At 70.6% G+C, this 21,422-nt stretch carries 24 protein-coding genes; 12 read left to right on the plus strand and 12 right to left on the minus strand.

Annotated features, from left to right (window positions below; all coding sequences use genetic code 11):
• Window positions 1-107 precede the first annotated feature (107 nt).
• The 7 genes from C475_RS16760 to C475_RS16790 all read left to right on the plus strand — a co-directional run bounded on the left by C475_RS16760 (window position 108) and on the right by C475_RS16790 (window position 6,297).
• The gene (locus C475_RS16760; RefSeq protein WP_006885052.1) at window positions 108-857 is read left to right on the plus strand and encodes an ABC transporter ATP-binding protein; all 750 of its coding nucleotides are present in this window, start codon (window positions 108-110) and stop codon (window positions 855-857) included.
• Window positions 854-2,443 carry a hypothetical protein gene (locus C475_RS16765; protein WP_006885053.1) on the plus strand — a complete coding sequence of 530 codons (1,590 nt, stop codon included), beginning with the start codon at window positions 854-856 and terminating at the stop codon, window positions 2,441-2,443. Before C475_RS16760 ends, C475_RS16765 begins: the two co-directional genes overlap by 4 nt.
• A 58-nt stretch (window positions 2,444-2,501) precedes the next feature.
• The gene (locus tag C475_RS16770; RefSeq protein ID WP_006885054.1) at window positions 2,502-3,269 is read left to right on the plus strand and encodes an SDR family NAD(P)-dependent oxidoreductase; all 768 of its coding nucleotides are present in this window, start codon (window positions 2,502-2,504) and stop codon (window positions 3,267-3,269) included.
• 126 nt (window positions 3,270-3,395) lie between these two features.
• A complete protein-coding gene (locus tag C475_RS16775; RefSeq protein ID WP_006885055.1) occupies window positions 3,396-4,022 on the plus strand; it encodes an RAD23 family protein in 627 nt (208 codons plus the stop codon).
• A 125-nt stretch (window positions 4,023-4,147) separates the two neighbouring features.
• Window positions 4,148-5,248, plus strand: coding sequence for an SDR family oxidoreductase (locus tag C475_RS16780; protein ID WP_006885056.1), 1,101 nt, complete (start codon window positions 4,148-4,150; stop codon window positions 5,246-5,248).
• A gap of 118 nt (window positions 5,249-5,366) precedes the next feature.
• Window positions 5,367-5,702: a DUF7344 domain-containing protein gene (locus C475_RS16785; RefSeq protein ID WP_152436470.1), complete on the plus strand. Its 336-nt coding sequence runs from the start codon at window positions 5,367-5,369 to the stop codon at window positions 5,700-5,702.
• A gap of 262 nt (window positions 5,703-5,964) precedes the next feature.
• Window positions 5,965-6,297 (plus strand): thioredoxin family protein, encoded by a 333-nt coding sequence (locus tag C475_RS16790; protein WP_006885058.1) that lies wholly within the window; start codon window positions 5,965-5,967, stop codon window positions 6,295-6,297.
• Between the two features lie 44 nt (window positions 6,298-6,341).
• On the opposite strand, the gene C475_RS16795 is transcribed toward C475_RS16790, so the two are convergent.
• The 8 genes from C475_RS16795 to C475_RS16830 all read right to left on the minus strand — a co-directional run bounded on the left by C475_RS16795 (window position 6,342) and on the right by C475_RS16830 (window position 12,869).
• Window positions 6,342-8,378: an ATP-binding protein gene (locus C475_RS16795; protein WP_006885059.1), complete on the minus strand. Its 2,037-nt coding sequence runs from the start codon at window positions 8,376-8,378 to the stop codon at window positions 6,342-6,344.
• An 84-nt stretch (window positions 8,379-8,462) separates the two neighbouring features.
• The gene (locus tag C475_RS16800) at window positions 8,463-9,230 is read right to left on the minus strand and encodes a sensor domain-containing protein (protein WP_006885060.1); all 768 of its coding nucleotides are present in this window, start codon (window positions 9,228-9,230) and stop codon (window positions 8,463-8,465) included.
• 115 nt (window positions 9,231-9,345) lie between these two features.
• On the minus strand, window positions 9,346-9,696 hold the full coding sequence (locus C475_RS16805; RefSeq protein WP_006885061.1) for a DUF7521 family protein: 351 nt from the start codon (window positions 9,694-9,696) through the stop codon (window positions 9,346-9,348).
• A gap of 145 nt (window positions 9,697-9,841) precedes the next feature.
• Window positions 9,842-10,189, minus strand: a complete 348-nt coding sequence (locus tag C475_RS16810; protein WP_006885062.1) for a DUF7521 family protein — start codon at window positions 10,187-10,189, stop codon at window positions 9,842-9,844.
• Entirely contained in the window at window positions 10,186-10,545 is a 360-nt protein-coding gene (locus tag C475_RS16815) for a winged helix-turn-helix domain-containing protein (protein WP_006885063.1), read from the minus strand. The genes C475_RS16810 and C475_RS16815 overlap by 4 nt, the downstream gene beginning before the upstream one ends.
• 127 nt (window positions 10,546-10,672) lie before the next feature.
• On the minus strand, window positions 10,673-10,990 hold the full coding sequence (locus C475_RS16820; RefSeq protein WP_006885064.1) for a hypothetical protein: 318 nt from the start codon (window positions 10,988-10,990) through the stop codon (window positions 10,673-10,675).
• A gap of 101 nt (window positions 10,991-11,091) precedes the next feature.
• On the minus strand, window positions 11,092-12,126 hold the full coding sequence (locus tag C475_RS16825; RefSeq protein ID WP_006885065.1) for a ferredoxin--NADP reductase: 1,035 nt from the start codon (window positions 12,124-12,126) through the stop codon (window positions 11,092-11,094).
• A gap of 89 nt (window positions 12,127-12,215) precedes the next feature.
• On the minus strand, window positions 12,216-12,869 hold the full coding sequence (locus C475_RS16830; RefSeq protein WP_006885066.1) for a DsbA family oxidoreductase: 654 nt from the start codon (window positions 12,867-12,869) through the stop codon (window positions 12,216-12,218).
• Window positions 12,870-12,991: 122 nt separating this feature from the next.
• Here C475_RS16830 and C475_RS16835 point away from each other — a divergent pair, with 122 nt between their 5' ends.
• From C475_RS16835 to C475_RS16845, 3 genes are all read left to right on the plus strand, one after another.
• Complete coding sequence (locus tag C475_RS16835; protein ID WP_006885067.1) at window positions 12,992-13,756, plus strand: hypothetical protein; 765 nt, start codon at window positions 12,992-12,994, stop codon at window positions 13,754-13,756.
• A 130-nt stretch (window positions 13,757-13,886) separates the two neighbouring features.
• Window positions 13,887-14,246: a hypothetical protein gene (locus tag C475_RS16840; protein WP_006885068.1), complete on the plus strand. Its 360-nt coding sequence runs from the start codon at window positions 13,887-13,889 to the stop codon at window positions 14,244-14,246.
• A 105-nt stretch (window positions 14,247-14,351) separates the two neighbouring features.
• Window positions 14,352-15,242, plus strand: a complete 891-nt coding sequence (locus tag C475_RS16845) for an EamA family transporter (protein WP_006885069.1) — start codon at window positions 14,352-14,354, stop codon at window positions 15,240-15,242.
• Window positions 15,243-15,254: 12 nt separating this feature from the next.
• On the opposite strand, the gene C475_RS24460 is transcribed toward C475_RS16845, so the two are convergent.
• Window positions 15,255-15,422 (minus strand): DUF7331 family protein, encoded by a 168-nt coding sequence (locus C475_RS24460; protein ID WP_193366317.1) that lies wholly within the window; start codon window positions 15,420-15,422, stop codon window positions 15,255-15,257.
• A gap of 180 nt (window positions 15,423-15,602) precedes the next feature.
• Between C475_RS24460 and C475_RS16850 the strand changes: the two genes are divergently transcribed.
• Entirely contained in the window at window positions 15,603-16,526 is a 924-nt protein-coding gene (locus tag C475_RS16850; protein ID WP_006885070.1) for a phosphotriesterase family protein, read from the plus strand.
• Between the two features lie 33 nt (window positions 16,527-16,559).
• Here C475_RS16850 and C475_RS16855 read toward each other — a convergent pair whose 3' ends face one another.
• Window positions 16,560-16,811, minus strand: a complete 252-nt coding sequence (locus C475_RS16855; protein WP_006885071.1) for a DUF5789 family protein — start codon at window positions 16,809-16,811, stop codon at window positions 16,560-16,562.
• 173 nt (window positions 16,812-16,984) lie between these two features.
• Between C475_RS16855 and thiD the strand changes: the two genes are divergently transcribed.
• The gene (gene thiD, locus C475_RS16860; RefSeq protein ID WP_006885072.1) at window positions 16,985-18,343 is read left to right on the plus strand and encodes a bifunctional hydroxymethylpyrimidine kinase/phosphomethylpyrimidine kinase; all 1,359 of its coding nucleotides are present in this window, start codon (window positions 16,985-16,987) and stop codon (window positions 18,341-18,343) included.
• 27 nt (window positions 18,344-18,370) lie between these two features.
• Here the strand turns inward: thiD and C475_RS16865 are convergent, their stop codons facing one another.
• Window positions 18,371-20,551: a PGF-CTERM sorting domain-containing protein gene (locus tag C475_RS16865; RefSeq protein WP_006885073.1), complete on the minus strand. Its 2,181-nt coding sequence runs from the start codon at window positions 20,549-20,551 to the stop codon at window positions 18,371-18,373.
• A 91-nt stretch (window positions 20,552-20,642) separates the two neighbouring features.
• The gene (locus tag C475_RS16870) at window positions 20,643-21,365 is read right to left on the minus strand and encodes a sugar phosphate isomerase/epimerase family protein (RefSeq protein WP_006885074.1); all 723 of its coding nucleotides are present in this window, start codon (window positions 21,363-21,365) and stop codon (window positions 20,643-20,645) included.
• Window positions 21,366-21,422: the final 57 nt, after the last annotated feature.

Here is a 21,422-nt window from a genome sequence, read left to right on the forward strand (position 1 = left end):
CCCGACGCTCCCGGAATCGGCGGTACCCTCGCACTGACGCCGTCCGTTCCCGGCGAGACCCCGACCCACCGGAACACTTACCGCGGCGCTGTCCCCTACACCTGTCAGTGGCAGCCATCGAGACCGACGGGCTCGCGAAGCGCTACGGCTCTGTCGCCGCCGTCGAGGGGTTGAACCTGACCGTCGAGAGCGGGACCGTCTACGGCTTTCTCGGCCCCAACGGCGCCGGCAAGACGACCACGATGCGGCTGCTGACCGGACTCACGCGCCCCAGCGGCGGGACTGCGACCGTCGCCGGCGTCGACGTGCGCGACCGGGACGACCTGGGCGAGCGGATCGGCTACGTCCCCGACACGCCGCCGCTGTACGAGAAACTCACCGCCCGCGAGCAGCTCTCGGCGGTCGCCGACGTGCGCGGGCTCGACCCCGATCGCGCCCACGAGCGGGTCGAGGCGCTGTTCGACCGGTTCGACCTGGCGGCCGCCGACGACCGCATCGAGAGCTACTCGAAGGGGATGAAACAGAAGACCAGCGTGATCCAGGCCATCGTCCACGAGCCCGCGGTACTCTTCCTCGACGAGCCGACGAGCGGGCTCGACCCCAACGCCGCCCGGACGCTCAAGGCGGTCCTCACCGAACTGCGTGACGAGGGCACCGCGGTGTTCCTCTCGACGCACGTGCTCTCGGTGGTCGACGAACTGGCCGACACCGTCGGGCTGCTCTCGGACGGGCGGCTGCTCGCCGAGGATGACCCCGAACGGCTGGTCGCCGACCGCGACGGCGACACGCTGGAGGACGCCTTCGTCGAGCTGACGACCGACACCGACCTCTCGACGCGGCTGCGCGAGTCGCCATGACGGACCCGTCCGTCGTCGTCGCGCGGACCGCACTCCGCCAGACCTACCGGCGGATCCGCGAGTCCAGGCGGATGACCGCCTTCTTCCTGTTGATCCCCGGCTTCTTCGCGCTGCAGGTCTCCGGCCTGGTCGGGCCGGGCGCCTACGACCTCGGACGACGGTTCGCCGCCGGCGAAGTCGCGCCGGTCGTGACCGAGGTCCGGAGGGTAGCGCTGTCGGGCGTCGTCCTGCTCGTCCTGATGGGGACCCTCGGCGCCGCCGGCGGCAACAGCGAGTTCAAGGACCGCTACGTGACCTTCCTGACGGCGACGAGCACCCGCGCGGTCGCCGTCGGGAGCGTCGCCCGCCAGACGGCCGTCTGGACGGCGCTGTTCTGGCCGGTCGCGCTCGCCGGCGCCGTCGGGTTCGCGCTGGGCGCCGAGGCGCCGGTCGCGGCCGTCTCGCTGGTCGGCGGGAGCCTCTGGCTGTTCGTCGTCGCCGGCGTCGCGACGGCGCCCGTCGGCTTCGGCGCCCGCTGGCTGCTCGACGGCTACGGGCTCTCGAAGAACGCCCGGTTCGGCCTCGGCGTCGGCATGCTCGGCCTCTTCTATCTCGTCCTGTTCACCAGGCAAGCTGTCGGTGCCGCGCTGGACGCGACCCCCCTGTCGTGGGCCGGCGACCTGCTGTTGCTGACCGTCCCCGACGCCGGCGCCTCGCCCGCCCTCGCCGTCGGGTTCCTGCTTTCCTCCCTCGGCCTCGTCCTCGCCTCGCTGGTCGCCTCGGTCCGTCTGGCCGGGGCCGTCTGGTACGACGACCGCGCGCTCGCCGACGACGGCGAGGACGCCGACGGCGCGCCGGCGACGGCGACGCCCGTCAGGGACGTGCTCGCGTCGGTCGTTCCGCGGCCGACCGCCGCGCTCGTCGAGACGACCTGGCGTCGCACCAAGCGCACCCCGAAGACGCTGTGGTACGTCTACCCGGCCGTCTTCGTCGGCCTCGTCATGGCCGAGCAACTGGTGTACAGCGGCCCCTTCTCCGCGGCGATGTACGCGCCGGTCGTCGCGTTCACCGGCGCGCTGGCCGCGGGCAGCGGGTTCACGCTCAACCCGCTGGGTACCGAGGGCGACGCGCTGCCCGGCCTGCTCACCGCGGGCGTCTCCAGCGAGACGTTCGTCCGCGCGAAGGCCTACGCCGTCGTCCTCCCGGCGATGCCGCTGCTGGTCGGCGCTGCGCTGGGCACCGCCATCGGCGCCGGCGTCGGCTCCGCGCTCGTCGTCGCCGCGGTGGGCGTGTTCGCCGTCTCCATCGCCGTCCTCGCGCCGCTGTGCTCGCTGGCGCTCGGCGTCCACTACCCGCCCGGCGACGAGGGGCTCCTCGGCGAGGACGTGCAGATCCCGAACAAGTCCGCCTCCGCGGCCTACACGCTGGGGATGGTCGTCGTCGGCGCGCCGGGGTTCGGCGCGCTCGGTGCCTACGCCCTGCCGGGCGCTATCGGCTCCGCGACGGTCGTCGCCGGCGTCGGCCTCACGGTCGTCCTCGCCGCCGTCGTCTCCTGGCTGTCCTACCGCCACGCCGTCGCGAAGGTCGACGCCTACTCGGTGGAGTGACGGCATCGCCCGACTACGAACCGAAACCGACTCCCGTCGAGCATGGGCTCTTGATACCATGACAGAGAACACGGACGGCATCAGCGTCGAGGGACAGAACGCGGTGGTCATCGGCGGCACGAGCGGGATCGGCCTGGAGATCGCCCGGGCGTTCGCCCGCGACGGCGCCGACGTGGTCGCGACCAGCCGCTCGGCGGACTCGGTGGCCGAGGCCGCCGAAGAGCTACGCGACCTGGGCGCCGAGACGGTCGAGGTCACCTGCAACGTGCGCGACCCCGACTCGATCGCGGCCCTCCGCGAGACCGCCGAGGACGCCCTGGGGTCCATCGACACGCTCGTCACCTCGCAGGGCTCGGTCGCGACGACGCCCGTCACCGAGATGAGCGAGGAGGAGTGGGGCCAGGACATCGACGTGCTGCTGACCGGCGCCTTCCGCGCGATCAAGGAGTTCGGCGCCGCGATGGACGAGGGGTCCATCGTCAACATCTCCTCGATGTCCGCCGAGCAGTCTCGCGAAGCCCGCCCGAGCTACGTCTCGGCGAAGGCCGGGCTCAACGGCCTGACCCGGGCGACCGCGGCGGACCTGGGTCCCGAGGTTCGAGTCAACGCCATCGCGCCCGGGTTCGTCAAGACGGAACTGGCCGGGCCGAAGCTCGAAGACGGCTCGGCGTTCCGCGAGGGCGTCGACGAGCGCACGCCGATGGAGCGTGTCGCCTCGCCGGACGAGATCAGCGGCGCCGCGCTGTATCTCGCCAGCGACGCCGCGTCGTTCACCACCGGCGAGATCATCACCATCGACGGCGGCTACGACCGCTCGTCGGTCTGAAACCGGGGTCCTCGACGGCCGACGCGAGACCGCCCTGCGGTCAGCGTCGGACTGTGGCGCTCGCGGGCCGCCGCTCGTCGACCGATCGCACAGAAGACACTTACCGACCGCGACACCGGTCCCGGCATGGCCGACCCTTTCACCCGGCGGGAGTGCGTCGCAGTCGTCGCGACGGTGCTGTCGGCGGGGTGTCTCCCCGGAGACAGCAGCGGTGCCCGGCGGGACGGATCATCACCGGAGACGGGCCAGTCGCCGCGGACGACGGCGGCGACCGCAAGCGACACCGAGAGCGGATCCGTGACCGAGACTGCCGTCCCGACGCCGAGTCCGAGCGCCTGTCCGGCGGAGCCGCGCGTTCCGGAGCCGTCGGCCGACCACGGTGACCTCCCGTCGATTCCGGATCCACCGGACACCCTCGGCGAAACGTCCGCCCGCACGTACGTCGAGACGTACGAGTACGCCTACAAGTACCGCGAGATGGCCGGGTACGGGGAGGGACTCGTAGAGTTCAACCTCGACTTGTCAACGGAGGCATCGAGGGTCGGTCCAAACGCCGTCCTGGTCACGTCGGGGTACGCGATGGACCACGGCCGGTGGACCGATGGGGAGGGGACCCCGTACGGATACTTCGACGGGTATCGATACTCCTTCGCCTATCTGGTGACCCACGAAGCCGTCTGGCGCGCCACGCGTCGGGAGACGGAGAATCCGCCGGACCCACGCGCTGACGGGGCCGTTCTGGAGTGTTTATAGGGGACGCACCGCCGCGCGAATGCCGGCATCGGCCTCAAACCCGTCCTGACCCTCTACAGAGACATGCCACAGCGACCGATAGCCGACGCGCCCGCGACGACTCGACAGCCCTCGGAGGGGTCGCCGTGACCCCCCAGTTGAAACCGCTCGACGAGCAGGTGATGGTGATCACCGGCGCGACCTCGGGGAACGGCCTCGCCACGGCGCGGATGGCGGCCGACCGCGGCGCGTCGCTCGTCCTCGCCGCCCGGAGCGAAGACGCCCTCGACCAGTTGACCGACGAGATCACCGAGGCCGGCGGCGACGCCGTCTACGTCGTCGCCGACGTGAGCGACCGGACCCAGATCGAGGAGATCGCGGCGGTCGCCGAGGACACCTACGGCGGGTTCGACACCTGGGTCAACAACGCCGGGAAGTTCGTCTACGGCCGCCTCGACGAGACGCCGATCGGCGACATGCGCGAACTCTTCGAGGTGAACGTCTGGGGGCTGCTCTACGGGTCGCTCGTCGCCGCCGAACACCTCAAACAGCGGGGGGGAGGCGCCATTATCAACGTCGGCAGCGTGGTCTCCGAGCGCGCACTCGTCCTCCAGGGCGCCTACTCGGCGTCGAAACACGCCGTCAAGGCGCTCACCGACACCCTGCGGATGGAGCTGGAAGAGGAGGGCCCACCGGTGTCCGTGACGCTCGTCAAGCCCGCCTCCATCGATACCCCGTACCCCGAGCACGCCAAGAACTACACCGACAGCGAGGTGACCCTGCCGCCGCCGGTGTACGCACCCGAGACGGTCGCCCGCTCGGTCTGCCACGCCGCGGAACACCCCGAACGGGATATCTACGTCGGCGGCGCCGCCAAGAATACGGCCCAGATGGAGCACTACGCCCCCGGGCTGTTCGACAGGATCATGGAGCGGTTCTTCGTCGGACTCCAGACGCGGGACCGCCCGCCCCGCCCTCGCTCCGACAACGCCTTCGACCAGCCTAGCGGCGAACTGCGCGAGCGCGGCGACCACGAGGGCCACGTCGCCCGGCGCAGTCTCTACACCCGCGCCGCGACGAGCAGTCTGCGGGGAAAGTCGCTCGTCGCCCTCGGCGCCGCCGCCGCGCTCGGCTACGGCGTCTACCGGGCGATGCGAGGGGACGAGGTGGACGTGGCGGCCGTGTCGAGCGCGGAGCGCGCTGTGGAGGACCGCTCGAAACTGCCGTCGGTCCGACTGGGCCCGTAACCGGGTCGCGGCATCGAGCCGCTCTTCTCGCCGGAATCGTCCGGTTTACGTGCCAGCTACGTGCGTCACTATCTGTTTAGGCGCAGGCGCTATACGCCGACGTAGCCGATGGGGTGGTATGAGTCCCATGGATGGGAAGGTACGATACGGCAATCGATCGCTCGTGTACGACGCGCTGGCCGACGAACGGCGGCGTCAAGTGGTCCGCACGCTCACGGACGCCGACGGGGCGCTGACGGTCGAAGACCTCGCCGAACGACTGGTCGGGGGCGACGACGACCGCTCCGGCGACACCGAAGACGAGGCCGCAGTCGAACGCCTCCGAACGTCGCTGTATCACGTCCACGTCCCGAAGCTCTCCGAGGCGGGCATCGTCCGGTTCTCGCCCGAGCGACGGCGCGTCCGACTGACCGGATCGGTCTCGACCGACGCCCTCGACGTCCTCGAATCGTAGGTGAGGCCGTTCGGTGTGCGTGCCCACTTTTTGCGGACGGGGATTTGCTCGCTCGGCCTGCGGCCTCGCTGCGGGAACCCCCGTCCGCAAAAACTTGGGAAAAACTGCCGGACGGCTCGCTCAGTTCGTTCGCTCGCGTCCGGTGAACCGCCTCGCATCATACCTCCATCGCCTGTACTGACCGCACCGATAGCACGTCCCGAGACCGTCCCCCGGCCGTTCCGTCGAGGGGCTTACCCGGCTCGACCACGTCTCTCCGTTCATGACTGGGACACGCGAGCGACCGGTCGCGCTGTCGTCGCGGGCGGACCTCGAAGATCTCGTCGGGAGCCACGACCGGGTCCTCGTCGAGTTCTACACCGACGGCTGCGGGAAGTGCGCGGCGATGGAACCGGTCCTGAGCGGGGTCGCCAGGTCGTCCGAGGCGGTCGTCGCGACGATGAACCCGCGCGACGACCCGGAACTGATCGACGAGTACGACGTGCGGAGCGTCCCGAAACTGTTGCTGTTCGTCGACGGCGAGCTCGTGGAAACCCGGGAGGACGGCGTCCTCGGCGTCGAAGCGGTGCGGGCGTTCGTCGCACGAGAGAACTGACGCGGCCGGTCGACGGAGCGGCGAACCGCTCGTCCGCGTCGAGTTCAGTCGTCCGCGTCGAGTTCCCGCACGGTCACGTCCTCGAAGACGGCCTCACTGGTCTCGTCGGGGCTGTGGCTGCAGACGGCGAGCCCGACGACTACCGGGTCCGCGAGGCCGATCCGTCGTTGGTCGATGGCCTGCCAGTCCTCGCCGTCGGTCGACCACGACAGCGTCACCGTCCCGTCGACCGCGTCGAGCCGGTACCACGGGTAGGCGTCGTAGGGCTCCTCGAGCTGGTCGCTTCCGGCGGCGGCGCCGGCCTCCTCGCGCCACATCGTCTCGGTCCCGTGCTCGCCGGTCGCCCCGACGAACGCGAAGGCGGCGTCCTCGGCGAGGGTGTCCCGGACCATCAACCCCGCCTTGCTGTACTCGTGGACGGCGTCCAGGTCGGCTATCCGTCCCTCGATCCGGACGGGGCCGTGGACCTCCCCGTGGAGGAAGTGGAACTCGTCGATGTCGTGCCAGATGTCCCTGCCGTTGCCGACGACTCGCCAGGACCCGTCCGCGGCGTCGCGTTCCGACGACCCCGGGACCGACACGTCGCCCACGTCGAGGCTCTCCGTGAGTTCGACCGGATCGGCCGGCTCGGCCGGTTCGGGGACCACGACGGGGCATTCGTCGAACTCGAAGCGCGCGCCCGGCGACCCGCCGGTCTCGCTCTCGCGGATATCGATCTCCCAGCCCTGCTGGTCGACGGTCTCGGTGACGATCGCCAGCCCGGTCCCGGTGCCGTCCTCGGTCGTCGTGTACCCGGCCTCGAGGACCTTCTCGCGCTCGGTCTCGGGGATGCCCGGGCCGTCGTCCTCGACGTAGAAGCCCCGATCGGTCGTCCCCACGCGGACGGTCACGTCGGGCCCGGCGTGGTCGAGGGCGTTCTTCAGCAGGTTCTCGACCAGCGGTCGGACGGATTCGGTCTCGGCGATGATCTCCGTCCCCTCGGGAACCGCCACGTCGAGTGTCGCCTCGTCGGTCCCGTGGACGCTCCAGACCTGCTCGACGAGCGGGGCGAGTTCCGTCGACGACACGCCCACGTCGAGCACGTCGAGCACCTCCTCGGAGAGGTCGACCGACCGGTCGCCCTTCGAGAGCGCGCTGAGGTCCTCGAGGATCTCCTCGATGCGGTCGTTGGCCCGCTCGATCCGCTCGAACGCGGTCTCGTGGCCCTCCCGGGCGCGTTCGAGGGCGCCGACGGATATCTGGAGCGGCGTCCGCAGGTCGTGGGAGACGTAGCTGGCGAACTGGTCGAACCGCCGCTGTTGTTCCTCCAGCCGGCGCTGGAACTGCATCCGCTCGGAGACGTCGAGCGCGTAGCCGACCACGCCCAGGACGCGGCCGTCGTCGTCGCGCCAGGGGACCTTCGTCACCTCCGACCAGTGGTCGCCGCCCTGCGTCTCGAAGTGTTCGATCTGGCGACGGATCGGTTCGCCGGTCTCGGCGACGCGCAGGTCGTCCTCGTAGGCCTCCCGGTCGGCGTCCGAGCTATGGTCGAACGCTTCCGGGTCGGTCTTCCCGAGGAACTCCTCGGGGTCGGGCGTGTACGGTACGTCCGCCATCCGGACGTACCGACCCTCGTCGTCCTTGGCGAACATCGTGATCTGTCCCTCGGCCAGAAACGTCCGGAGGATGCTGCTGTCGGTCGCCGTCTGGCGCCGCTCCCGGAAGGTGTCGAGAGCGGCGTCGACGACGCTCGCGAGCGTCTCGGTGGAGGCCGACCGCGGCAGGTATCGGCAGTCGGCGCGGCTCGCGACCGCCACCGCGACCGCCTCGTCGTGGGTGTAGGCGACGACAGGCAAGTGGTCGCTGGCCGCTCTGGCGGCCTCGTAGGCGTCGGCGAACGCGGCTTCGTCGACACCCACAGCGACGACACAGCCCGCGTCGTCCCGTGCGGAGAGCCGTTCGGCCAGGTCGGCGCGGTCCGCGACGACGACGGGGACACCGGAGCCGTCGCCGTCGGCTATCGCGGTGCGGACGCGGTCCCGGTCGTCGGCGGATCCGCCGACGACGAGGGCGACAGTCGGGTCCGCCAGAAGGTGTCTCATCGGGATACTATCCGCACCGTATGCGATGCAGATAAATAAGGCCCGGGGGCCGTCGATCGATTCCGAGACCGGGACTGTCCCGCCCTACACGTCGACGATCCGACGGATCGCCGATCGGTCGGTCCCGCCGACCAGCAGGGACGCGTACCAGCCGGCGGCCCGCGCGGCGACGTTGCAGACGTGCAGCGAGACCAGCGTCGCGACCAGTCCGAACGCCGAGACTGCGAGCGCCTCCGGCAGCGTCGTGACGTACCACGTCGTCAGCCGGAAGGGAATGGTGAGCCCGATCTCCCAGGTCTGGAGCGCGAACTCGACCGACGGCTCGGCGTTCATTTCCCCGGAGACCGGTTGGACCCCTACGTTGACCGACCGGTAGTACAGCGGCACGAGCAACAGGGACAGCGATATCGTCCCCAGCAAGAGCAACAGCGTGAACGCCGCGGTCCCGACGAGGACCTTGCTCAGGAGGAAGACCACCCCCTTCCACGTCGAGAGGGTCGTCAGCGCGTGTTTCAGATGGGCGACCGGGTCGGTGAGTGGCGGCGCCGCGTCGCCAGCGGCCACGTCGACGGCGAGCAATCGGTCGGCGGCGTACCGTTCGAGCGCGGTCAGTTCCCGGACGCCCAGCACCGTCGCGACGAACAGGGGGAGGCCGACGAGTATCACAGACAGGCCGATCCCCAGGCTGAAGCCCAGCGGCAACACCACCGCGTACGTGATCCCCAGCGGGAACAACGCCGAGAGGTACAGCAGGTTCGCGTACGTCTGGAGACGGAAGGGCACGCCGAGGAACCGCCGGAGGAGGGTTCGCGGTCCGGCCGAGAACTGGAGGGCGGAGACCAGTCGGCTCATTGTCGACTCCTCGCCCGCCGGCGTACTAAAAATGATCGTACCGGCGCGAGGGCCGTCCCTGCCGTCGACTGCGGGTCCGGTCTCGGCGAACGACTCCGATGGGGGCAGGGCCGCGTCATGCGCCGGTGAGCGCGTAGAGGATCGACCCGAGGCCGACGATCTCGAACACCGTCCACGAGAGGAGGACCACGGCGTCGCTGACGCCGGAAACCCCGCCCAGTACCGTCGTGACGAGGAAGGGGACGACGGTGACGAGGAAGATCCCCAGGCCGAGGAACAGCATCGGACGGCTGTCGTTGCGCCGGTAGCCGCGGTAGGCCTGGTACGCGACGAACAGTCCGACGGCGGCGGTCAGCAACCCCGCGAGGGTCGCCGGCGAGACCGAAACGGTGATCTGGAGTGGCGCCGGAAGGCCCCCGACCGCCCCGAGGGACGCGGCCGTGCCGCCCACGACCGGGTCGATCATCGCGGACCCTCCGGGGCGCGGCCCGCGCCGGTGGTGGGTCGGCGGCCGACGGTCGCGCGGTAACGAGTGGGCAGACCGCCGACGGGCCCGCTCGGGCGGTCGGCGTCCGTGTCGCGGTCGTCGGGCGGGTGTGGTGTGCGTTCGGTCATGGTCGTCCGTAGATTGCGTAGAGGATGCAGACGAGGCCGAGCAGTTCGCTGGCGGTCGTCGAGAGCAGGCGCACGGACTCGGGCGTGTCGGTCAGCGTCGGGAGGGCGATCCGGAGGGCGATGGGGCCGCCGGTCAGGAGGACGATCCCGACCGCCAGGAACAGCATCGCCCGGTCGCGCGTGCTCCGATAGCCCTTCAGCGCCTCGTAGGCGATCAGCAGGGAGATCCCGGCGGCGACCGCCAGCCCGAGGAGGACGAGCGCCGCGAGCAGGACCGAGCCGCCGGTGGCGGAGGCCTGCAGGGCCGGGGCGAGCGCGGGCGCGGGGTCGGGGGTCGGTGTCATGGTTCTGAGAGTCCCTCGAACAGCCGCGTGAACCGGTCGGCGGCGTCCACCTCGCGCCGGGACACGTCGATCGAGTACTCGCCGTCCTCGATCTCGACGGTGACGCGCTCGACGCGTGTCTGGTACGTCTTGAAGTGGTGGCCGTCGGGGTCCAGCTGCTGCTGTTCGACGATGAGGTCGTACTCGCGGAGCTGTTCGATGCGCCGGTAGATCGTCGGCTCGGAGGCGTCGCAGCGCTCGGCCAGCGCCGACGCCGACAGCGCCTCTCGGCTCGACTCGATCAGGATCGCGCGGGCGTACTCGTCGTCGAGCAACGAGATCACCCCCGATTCCTCGGGGTCCTGACCGGCTGCCATCGCCCGAGGATATTCCCGGCGAGGTTATAAAAGGAGCCACACGCTTTCCGGCTCGGAAACCGTGGCTCGACGCGGCAGTCGCGGCCCGGTCGACGGGCTACGCGACGGCTGCGACCCAGCCGACAGGCTACGCGACGGTTGCCACCCAGCCGACGACCAGCACGAGGGCGGCACCGGTCGAGACGACAGGGAGGACGTACAGGTAGGCGGGGGCGGGTTCGGCCCCGTTGCGGAGGAAGTCGGGGTCGCGGTACATCTGGACGGTTCCGAGGAGCGCGAACCCGCCGAGTGCGGCCATCCCGGCCTCGTAGGCCGTCGGGCTGGCGGCGAGAACCGCCACCGCGAACTCACCGACGTAGACGAGACCCATGAGACCGAAGACGTACGCGAGCACGTCGACGCGGCGGATCCGTTCGCTGGGAGGGCTGGAGAGGGCAGTCGCCATACCGCCACCTCTCGGCTCGACCACACGAACGTTTCGGTGACGGGCAGTCGCGGCGGCCGATCCGGCGGTGCCCGCGGGCCCGTACCGGTCGGCGCGCGGCCCTACCCGAACCCTTCGGCTTCGATGTGCTCGGCGGGAACGCCGACCGATTCTGCGGCGTCGACGAGGCTGTTGACCATCACGTTGATCCCGCAGGCGTACACTTCGGCGTTCTCGGGGTCGATACGCGCGTCGACGCCCGACGCCGGCGCCTCGTCGAGCCACCGCTCCAGTTCGCGACCGAGCGGCGCGCTCACGGCGGACTCGTCGACGTGTTTGACGAAGGCGTGCTGGACGTAGTCCGTCTCGCCGGTCCACTCGCTGAGATACGACTCGCGACTCAGACACGGGACGAAGTGGAAGTGGTCGTGCTCGCGGTCGTATTCGCGAAACGCCTCGCGGTAGGGCAAGTCGTCCTCCCAGGGGGCACCGAGGAATACCCACACGTCGCGGCGCTCGCCGTCGACCTCGTCGGCGCCGGTGTCGAACACGTAGTCGACCATCCCCTTCAGCGGCGCGACGCCGGTGCCGGTCGCCATGAGGACCAGGTCCCGATCGGAGGGCTCGTCGAGGACGAGATCGCCGCGCGGACCGCGCATCGTCACCTCGTCGCCGACGCGGAGGTCGCGACAGAGCCGCGGCGACAGATCCCCGCCGGGGACCCGGCGGACGCAGATCTCGACGGTGTCGCGGGTGGGCGAACTCGAAAGCGAGTAGGCCCGCGACTCCCCGCAGTAGCGCAGTCCGACGTACTGGCCGGCCAGATACTCGAAGTCGTCGTCGGGTTCGAGGGCGATGCGGACGAGCATCGGGTGCGGTCGCTCGAAGCGTTCGAGCAGCGTCGCACAGCGGCGTGCGAACCCCGCGTAGCCGTCGGCCCGGAGTTCCTCGACGAGGGTCCCCCAGTCGTCGTAGTCGGTGACGCTCTCGTAGCGGTCGGCCAACCCTTTCCGATCGAACCAGTGGTCGACGGCTTTCCGGACCTCTTCCGTCCGGTCGCGGTCCATCGCCTCCCGCTCGACGACCGTCGCCGACTCGGTGACCAGCGGCAGCTCGGCGATCCGGTCGTGTTTCGACGCGTGCTCCCTGACGGGCATTACCGCCATCTGCGAGCCCGCGGTAGTAAGTAGTGGCGGGTGGGGCCGGCTCGACCGTCGGCCGCCCCGGCCAGTATCCACGGGCCCGCTCAGTTGCCCTCGACCAGCCGCTGGAGGTGCTCCGGCGGCACCGCGCCGCGGGCGGCGTACTCGCCGTAGGTGAAGGTAGGAACGCCCGTCACGCCCTCCCGCCGGGCCGCGTCGAACCGCTCGGTGACCCGATCGCGCCACTCCTCGCCGTCGACTACGTCGCGGATCTCCTCGGGATCGAGGTCGACGTCGCTCGCCAGGTCCGCGAGCACGTCCGCGTCGCCGATGTCGCGCTCCTCGCGCCACAGCGCGTCGAGGATCGCCTCATCGAAGGCGAGCCACTGCTCGTAGGGGTACGTCTCCTTGACGTAGAACGAGGCGACTTGGGCGGGCAGCGAGTCGACCTCCCGCGAGAGGTCGAGGCTCATCTCGACGTCGTACTCCTCCTGGAGCCGCCTGACGTTCTCTTTGGCCTGCTCGAAGTAGTCCTCGTCCTTGCCGTCGTCGACCGAGTGGTCGATGGACCCGTCCGGGTGGCGCTTGTCCGCCCGCAGGTCGAAGGGGTACCAGTCGATCTCCAGGGGCTCGTCGCGCTCGCTCTGGTACTGCGACAGCGATGCGCGCCCGAGGTAACAGAACGGGCAGACGTAGTCGGAGTAGATCCCGATCGGTCGGGCGTTGGTGTCGTCACCGTCGGATTCGGTGTGGCTCATACCCCTCGATTGCGGCTACGAGCGGATAAGCGACCGGTGACGTCCGCGTCACCCGGCGCCACCACCGGCCGACGTTGCAGCCACGGATAGATTTAACAGGGATATTCGATGTTGTGGGTGATGTGTCGACGACGACGATCAGAGGTACGGTGGGCGGTCTCGGGCGTCGGGCGAACCCGGCGTTCGCGGTCGCGGTCGTCTTCCTCCCGCTCGCCGCCCTCGGGTACGCGCTCACGGTCGCATCGGTCCAGAACCACACCTACGTTCACGTCATGGCGGGCGTGCTGTGGACGGGCACGGACATCTTCATCGGCGCCATCCTCGGGCCCGTCGTCGGCGGCCTCGACGACGAAGAGAGCGCCGCCGTCTTCCGGCGGCTGACGCCAAAGACCGCCTTCTTTCTCCCGTCGCTGGCCACTGTCACCATCGCTTCCGGACTGGCGCTGGCCCAGCGGATCGGCGTGTTCACCCACGCCGAGCCGTGGCTCGCGCTCTTTACCGCCGCGAACCTGATCCCGACGCTGCTTTTGATCGGCAAGCGGCTGAACTGCTACCGCGACTGGCGCTGGCAGGCGATTTTCGCCGTCGCGACCGTCGGCTCGCTGGCCTGGGTCGCGACCACCATCGGCGAGTTCCAGATGACCCAGCCGACGGTCGTGGTCGCGCTGGTCATCGTCACGATCCTCACCGTCCAGGGCTTCGGCTTCCTGATGCCCGGCGAGGTGCGGATGTACACGGAGATGATCTCCGCCGACCCCGACGCCTCGATCATCGCCAGTATCGGCAAACAGAACGCCATGCTCGGCGCCGTCCAGGGCGCCCTCCAGCTGGTGCTCATCCTCGACATGGTGTACATGACCCAGGGCAGTCTGCCGTTCTTCGGGTGAGAATCGACCCGGGTACACGCGGCGGGGTGGGGTGAACGCGTTCGGCTCGCTCTTTCGACCCGCTCGCTCTCCGCCGCTCGAACATCTCCCGACGCTTACCTTTTTCAGCGAGCGGATCGTGTCCTCGCGCATGGGACTGATCACTGGACTGATCACGTTCGTCGTCGGTGTACTGGTCGGCGGAATCGGCATCTACGTCGGCGCGGAACTGGTCGGCGGCGGCAGCAGCTACGAGAAGGCTGTCACGGCGGCGATAGTCGGCTCGCTCGTCTGGGCGCTGGTAGGCACCTTCTTCGGCTGGATCCCGCTGCTGGGGCCGGCGCTGACGTTCGTCGCCTACCTCGGCGTCCTGAACGTGATGTACGACGGCGGCTGGGTCGAAGCGGCGGCCATCGCGGTGGTCGCGTGGCTGACGCTCGTCGTCGTGTTCACGCTCCTCGGGCCGCTCGGAGTCGGGGTCTTCTCCGGGGTCGGCGTCCCCGGCGTGTAGCGGTCGGCGACCCCCACCTTAGAGGGGCTCCGACGGCTTTTCGACTCGCTATCACGAGCGAGGGCGGACGGGAACGCTCTTTAGCGGCCGAACGAACTCTCGTCCGTGTTCGGGCTCGAACCGGGACTGGCCTACGCGGTCGCGGCGTCGCTGATCCTCGGCGTCTATCTCTTCTGCATCAAGCGCTACTTCGACGACTACCCCTCGACGGTGTACGTCGCGGTCACGTTCGCGATGTCGCTGCTGTGGTACCTGCCGATCGCCGCGGTCGCGAGCGACGGCGGCCTCCTCCCGGCCGGCTTCGGCGCGCCGGGCGTCGGGATGTTCGTCCTCACCGTCGGCGGGTCGATCCTGGCCTTCCTCGCCTCGTTCCGGGCGATCGCGGTCGGGGACGTCTCCTACGTCGCGCCGATCAGCAAGATCGTCGCGGTGTTCGTCCTCCCAATCGAACTCGTCTTCCTGAACGAGCAGCTGTCGGCGGTCCAGATCGCGGGCGTCGTCGTCGCGACGGCGGCCGTGTACGTCGCCAACTACGAACCGGGGAAGCTACTGGACCCGTTCGTCCGGGCGGTCCACTCTCGGCCCGCGGGGCTGGCGCTGGCCAGCGCCGCGATATTCGGCGTCGTCGACGTGGGCAAGCGCGTGCTGACCCAGGAGTTGCGCGTGCCGCCTGAGACGTTCAACCTCGTCATGTTCGCGGCGGTCCCGCTGGCGCTCGCGCCGCTCGCCGCGCGGCGCTGGCCCGTGCGGGAAGGCGGCGTCCGCTCGGACCTGCATCTGTTCGCGGGCGTCGGACTGTTGCTGGCCGTCGCGGAACACTTCGTGATGCTGGCGTTCTCGACGCTGTCGGCGAGCCTGGCGTCGCCGGTCGTCAACACGCAGGCGGTCGTCGCCGTCCTGCTCGGCGGGGTCGTCCTCGGCGAGGAGAACTTCCGCGTCCGGCTGGTCGCCGCGGCGTTCGCTATCGGCGGCGTGACGATGATAACGGTCGGCTGAGAAGGAGCGGAGCTACTCGGCCGGTCCGGTGGCGCGCACGTCCTCGAAGTCGATCGCGTAGCTGGTCTGGATCCAGGCGTTGGCGTTCTCCCGGTCGTACATGACCAGGTCGCCGTCGATGGTCTCGAAGGTCCCACACTGTTCCGCACCGCGCTCGGTTGGCCGCTGCGTCTCGGACATCGCTTGCTACGAGAGCAGTCGTTCAGGGAGTTAAACCTTGTCGTGGGTGTGGTACTCATCCTCAATATAGTATAAGGGAACCTAGTGTCGGTCGCGACGGGTCGGCGGGCCGGACCCCGGGTCGTGGCTGGACTCGCCGGTGGGCGAGGGATTAGGACGCTCGCCCTCCTGTCGGGCTGCATGGAACTCCACACGACGCAGGGGCCGCTGGCCCGCGAGGACCTCGGGCTGGTGCTCCCGCACGAACACGTCTTCGTCGACCTCGGGCCGATAGCGGACGCCAACTGGCGCGAGGCCGACCCCGACGACGTGGTGCCGGTGATGGCGCCGGAGATCGACCGGGCGCGTGAGTCGGGCGTCACAGCGCTCGTCGAGGCCACGCCCGAGGGCGTCGGCCGCCGCGTCGATATCGACCTGGCGGTCTCCGAGGCGACGGACTTCCCGATCGTCGTCCCGACCGGGATCTACCAGGAGCCGTCGATCCCCGAGTGGGCCCGCGACGCGAGCGAGGACGAGCTGACGGAGTGGCTCGTCGAGGACCTCACCGACGGGGTCGACGACACGGGCGTCCGCGCCGCGTGGATCAAGGTCAGCACCGACGACGACGACCCGACGGGGCTCTCGTCCGACGAAGCGAAGATCCTGCGGGCCGCGGCCCGCGCGGGCGAGCGGACCGGCGCGGCCATCGGCAGCCACACGCTCCACGGCGAGGTCGTCCACGAGCAGCTCGACGTGATCGAGGCGGCCGGCTACTCGCCCGAGCGGTTCATCTGGATCCACGCCCAGGCCGACGACGAGCGCTACCACCGCGAGGTCGCCGAGCGCGGCGCCTACGTCGAGTTCGACTGGATCGGCGGCGACGACCAGGCCGACGGCGACTACGTCGACCGTATCCGCGACCTGATGGAGGCGGGCTACACCGACCGGGTCCTCCTGAGTCAGGACCGGGGCTGGTACGACCCCTCCGAGCCCGACGGCGGCGAGCAGAAACCGTACACCTATCTCACGGAGACGTTCCTCCCGACGCTCCGCGAGGCGGGCGTCGACGAGGCGACGGTCCGGCGGCTCACCCACGACAATCCCTTCGAAGCGTACGCGCGCTGAGGGCGGTCCCTCACGGGCCGGGGATCCTGCCGACTATCCCTCGCCCTCGGACTGATAGGGTTCGCCGACGGCTTCGCGCGGGAGGTCGTTCTGGACGGCGGTGTAGGCGTCGTCGGCCGACTCGAAGCGGTCCGCGCTCGCGTCGGCCAGCAGATCCCCGAGGTTCCGTTCGCCCTCGGCGAGTTGGACCTCGACGCCCTCGCAGGCGGTCGCCAGTCCGTCGCGCTCGGCGGGGTAGTCGAACTGTTCGAGATACTCCCCCAGCTCGGCCAGTTCCAGTTCCATAGTCGACGCCACGGCCGGCAGGCGTTTGGGCGTAGTTGCCAGGCGCCTGCGGGGAGCGTTCCCCGTCGCCGGTCGCCAGTCGGCAGTCACGCGACCGTCGCCGCCCGGCGGTCGTCACCCGACCCGCGTCGGCTCTCGTCACCCATTTGGTGTCGGCAGGGTAACACCCGGACATGACACGACGCGACGCGCCGGTCTCGCCGCCGGTCGTCCTGGCTATCGCGGGCAGCGACTCCGGCGGCGGCGCCGGCATCCAGGCCGACCTGAAGACGATCGAGGCCGGCGGCGCCTTCGGGACGACCGCGATCACCAGCGTCACCGCCCAGAACACGACCGGCGTCGAGCGCACACACGTCCTGCCGACCGCGGAGATCGACGCCCAGTGCGACGCCGTCCTCTCGGATTTCGACGTGGCCGCGGTCAAGACCGGGATGCTCGCCACCGCCGACGTGGTCGAGTTGGTCGCCGAGCGCGTCCGTGAGACGGCCGCGCCCGCCGTCGTCGACCCGGTGATGGTCGCCGCCTCGGGCGACCGGCTGCTCGCCAGCGAGGCCGAGAGCGCCTACGAGGACCTGATCGCCGAGGCGACGCTGGTCACGCCCAACGCCGACGAGGCCGCCGTCCTGACCGGGATCGACCCCGAGAGCGAAGCCGAGGCGCGCGAGGCCGGCGAACGCCTCGTCGAGACGGGGGCCGACGCCGCGCTCGTCACGGGCGGCCACGTCCCGGCGGGAGAGTCCGACGACGTGGTCGACGTGCTCGTCACGGGCGACAGCGTCGAGACGGTCCGCCACCCGCGGGTCGACACCGACGCGACCCACGGCTCGGGCTGTACGCTCTCGTCGGCGGTCGCGACTCGGCTGGCCCGCGGCGACGACCTCGTCGACGCCGTCACGTCCGGCATCGACCTGCTCGCCCGCGCGGTCCGGTACAACCTCGACGTGGGCGAGGGGCCGGGCGCGGTCCACCACGCGGTCGAGCTGCGCGACCGCGCGGCCCGCGACGACACCGCCGAGGCCGTCGAGGGGGTCGTTCGCGCGTTCGTCGACCGGAATATCGGCCCGCTGGTCCCCGAAGTCGGGACGAACGTCGCCGGCGCGACCCCCTACGCGGAGCGACCGGACGAGACGGCCGCCGTCGAGGGGCGGATCACCCGGACGCTGTCGGGGGCCGAACCCAACCGCGGCGTCCGCTTCGGCGCGTCGACCCACGTCGCTCGCCTCCTCCTGGCCGCCCGCGAGTACGACCCCGACCTCCGGTTCGCGGTGAACATCCGCTACGACGACGCGGTGGCGAGCGCGCTCGCGGACCTCGACCGGCCCGTCGCGGAGTTCGACCCGGCCGACGACCGCACCGATTCGGTCGAGTGGGGTATCGGGGAGGCTTTCGACGCCGTCGACGGGACGCCCGCGGCGGTCGTCGACCGCGGCAGCTACGGCAACGAGCCGATCGCCTTCGTCCTCGCACGGACCCCCGACGCGCTCGTCGACCGGACGCTGGCAGTGCTCGACGCGGTCGAAATCGAGGACTGACGCGGCCCCAGCGCGTCGGCGGGCCCGTCACGCCCGTCGTCGGGCGAGCAGCGCCGCCGCGCCCAGGAGGCCGGCGAGCGCACCGACCGGGCCGAACCCGGGACCGAGCCCGGAACTGCCGCCCTCGTCGCCCTCGGTCCCGGAGTCGTCGCCCTGCTCGCCCACGTCGCCGACGGTCACGATCAGCGGGTCGGCGGTGCCGAGGGTGAAGTTGTACTCGCCGCGTTCGAGACGGGCGACGCCGCTCAGGGTGCGGTTCTCGCCGGCGCCGAGCGCGACCCTGCGGTCGATGATCGCGCCGTCCGGGCCTCGGAGGGTGACGTTCCCGCGCGCCGGCACGCCGTGGGTGCTGGCGACCGTCGCGGCGAACGCTACCGCCCCGGGCCCGGACAGCTCCGTCCGGTTGGCCGAGAGGGCGGTCACGGTCGCCGGCGCGGGCTCGTACACTTCGACGGTCACCCGGTCGCCGCCGACGGCGAGGGTGTAGTCCCCGGCCTCATCGAACGTCCGCTCAAACCCGTAGGTCACTCGTTCGCCGGGCGCGACGGTCCCGGACTCGGTCGCCGCGACCGCACCGTCGACGACGAACCGCGCCTCGTACCCGCCGGCCGAGCCCCCGGCGTTGGTCGCCGCACCGGTCATCCGCAACGTCTCGCCGGTGTAGAGTGTCACCTCCGAGCCCGAACGGGTCACGTTGCGGTAGGGACCGCTCACCGCGAGGGCGTCCGGTTCGGTCGCGATCCCGACCTCGACCAGCGCGGGCGCCGACGCGAACGCCTCGGCGTGGGTGCCGGCGGACCAGAGGTCCGGCGTCCGCTCGGTGCCCGCGTAGGTGACCGTCGCTCGACGGACCTCGGGTCCGCCGACCGCCCCGACCGATTCGAAGACCGCCCGCGCGTCCACCGGGCCCGAGTGGGCGTTCATCGCGGAGAACACCGTCTGAAGCGACTGCGCCCCGTCGGTCGCCTGTCGGATCCGCAAGTCCGTGTCGCCGGCGACGAGGCTCCCTTTCAGGTAGTTGGCGGCGTTGACCCACGACCGCGGTTCGGTCAGGACCGCGTCGGACTGCGGTCGGGCGGTCCCGGGTCGTAGCGTCTCGCGGAACGCCGCGAAGTCGACGCGGTCCTGCTGGAGCGCGAGCAGCGCGGCGTAGTAGGTGGCGAACGCCTCGTTGGTCCACCGCGCCGAGGGCGCCGCCTCGTAGCCCTGGCGGGTGTGGACGTACTCGTGGAGCCAGGTGTTCTCGGCGGTCGACAGCGGTTCGGCGTCCCGGACCCACATGTCGCGGTCGCCGTACTGCAGGCCGCGCACGCCCCAGCGGACCGTCGTCGTCGGCGCGGCGAAGACGTTCACGACGGGGTCGCGGTCGCCGACGCGCATACGGTCGCCGGCCGCCGCCAGCGAGTCGAGGATCGCGTCCGGCGACTCCGTCAGCGACGCTCGCTCGGGGACCACCAGTTCGAACCGCTGGCCGTGAGCCGTCCGCTCGCGCGTCGCGACCGCGCCGAGGTAGGCTATCCACTCCCCGACGTAGCCCTCCCCCGCGGTCCGCGCCTCGCGCGTGATACCGACCGGCGCCGCACCCGACCACGACCAGCTCGTCGGCACCGCCGGCCGCTGGAGGAGCGCCCACTCGCCGGCGTCGACGAAGAGGTACCGCCCCTGCGCGCCCTCCGGACCGGAGAGGTCGGTCGTCTGGTTGACTTCCATCGCGAACGTGACCGACGGATTCGACGCGTTACCGTCCCACTCGTAGACGGTCCCGTTCCCCCGCGAGAAGCCCGTCGTCCCGGTGACGGTCACGCCCTCGGGCAGTTGGGGCTTCAGCGAGGACACTCGGTCGGGCACCCGGTAACGCTGGACGACGGTGATCTCGCCGGGCTCCTCGGGCGTTAGCCGGAGTTCCTGTACCGCGGAGACGTTCGCCGGCGCGCGCTCGAACACCGCGTCGGTGCCGACCGCAGAGGCCGACCCGCCCGACGCCGTGACGGACTTTCTGACCCGTTCGGCTGGCTCACCGGGTCCGGCCGACGGGGCGGTGTCGGCTGCGAACTGCCGTGGTTCGGATTCCGCTCCGTTTTCGGCCGACGAAACGGACCCGTTCTCGCTCGGCGAGGCGGCCGCGAGGCCGCCGCCGGTGACCGCGCTCGTGAGAAGTAACACCGCGACCGCGACGACGGCGACTCGACGACCGCCAACCCGTGCCATACCACCGGTTGGGAAACGCCCGACTTAATGGTTCCCGCCGGCCGACGCGGGCCCGGGAGCGACGACCACGGCCGGCCGGTCTCGACGGGCGCTACAGCCCGGCGAGGAACTCCGCGCCGGTATCGATAGAGGCCGCCGGGTCCTCGGGTTCGTCGTGTTCGTAGACGAGCCACTCGGCGTCGATTTCGCGGGCCGTGTCGGCACACGCCTGCATGTCCACGTCGCCGTCGCCGATCTCGCAGAACTCGCCGTCGTTCATGTCCTTCATGTGGACGATCTCGATCCGGTCGCCGTAGCGGTCGAGGATCTCGACGGGGTCGTGGCCCGCCGTCTCGATCCAGCCCACGTCGGGTTCCAGCAGCGCGTCGGTGTGGTCGGCGAACACCTCGAAGCCCGTCGTGTCGTCGAACTCGACGAACTCGTGGTCGTGGTTGTGATAGTGCAGGTCGAAGCCGTGCTCCTGCATGTCAGCCGCCATCCCGTCGACGCGGTCGGCCGTCTCCAGCGTCGCCTCGCGGGACTCGAACCGTTCGGGACCGAGCCACGGGACGACCGCGCCGTCGGCGCCGACGGTCTCGTGGAACTCGACGACCTCGGCGGGGTCCGATTCCATCTCGTCCACGTCGACGTGGGCCGCCGTCACGTCGAGATCCAGGTCGTCGAGGTGGTCTGCGAGTTCCTCGGCGGACAGGCCGCCGAAACCGCCGGAGAACTGCACGCCGTCGTAGCCGGCCGCCGCGCAGCGGTCGAGGATCTCGGCCATCGGCAGGTCCAGGTCGCGAACCGAATAGAGGTTGATCGCGGTGCGTACCATGGCGGTCGGACGGTCGGGCGGGCTTTCAGTCCACGGGTCGGGGCGCGACTCTCCGGG

Source organism: Halosimplex carlsbadense 2-9-1, assembly GCF_000337455.1.
GTDB lineage: Archaea > Halobacteriota > Halobacteria > Halobacteriales > Haloarculaceae > Halosimplex > Halosimplex carlsbadense.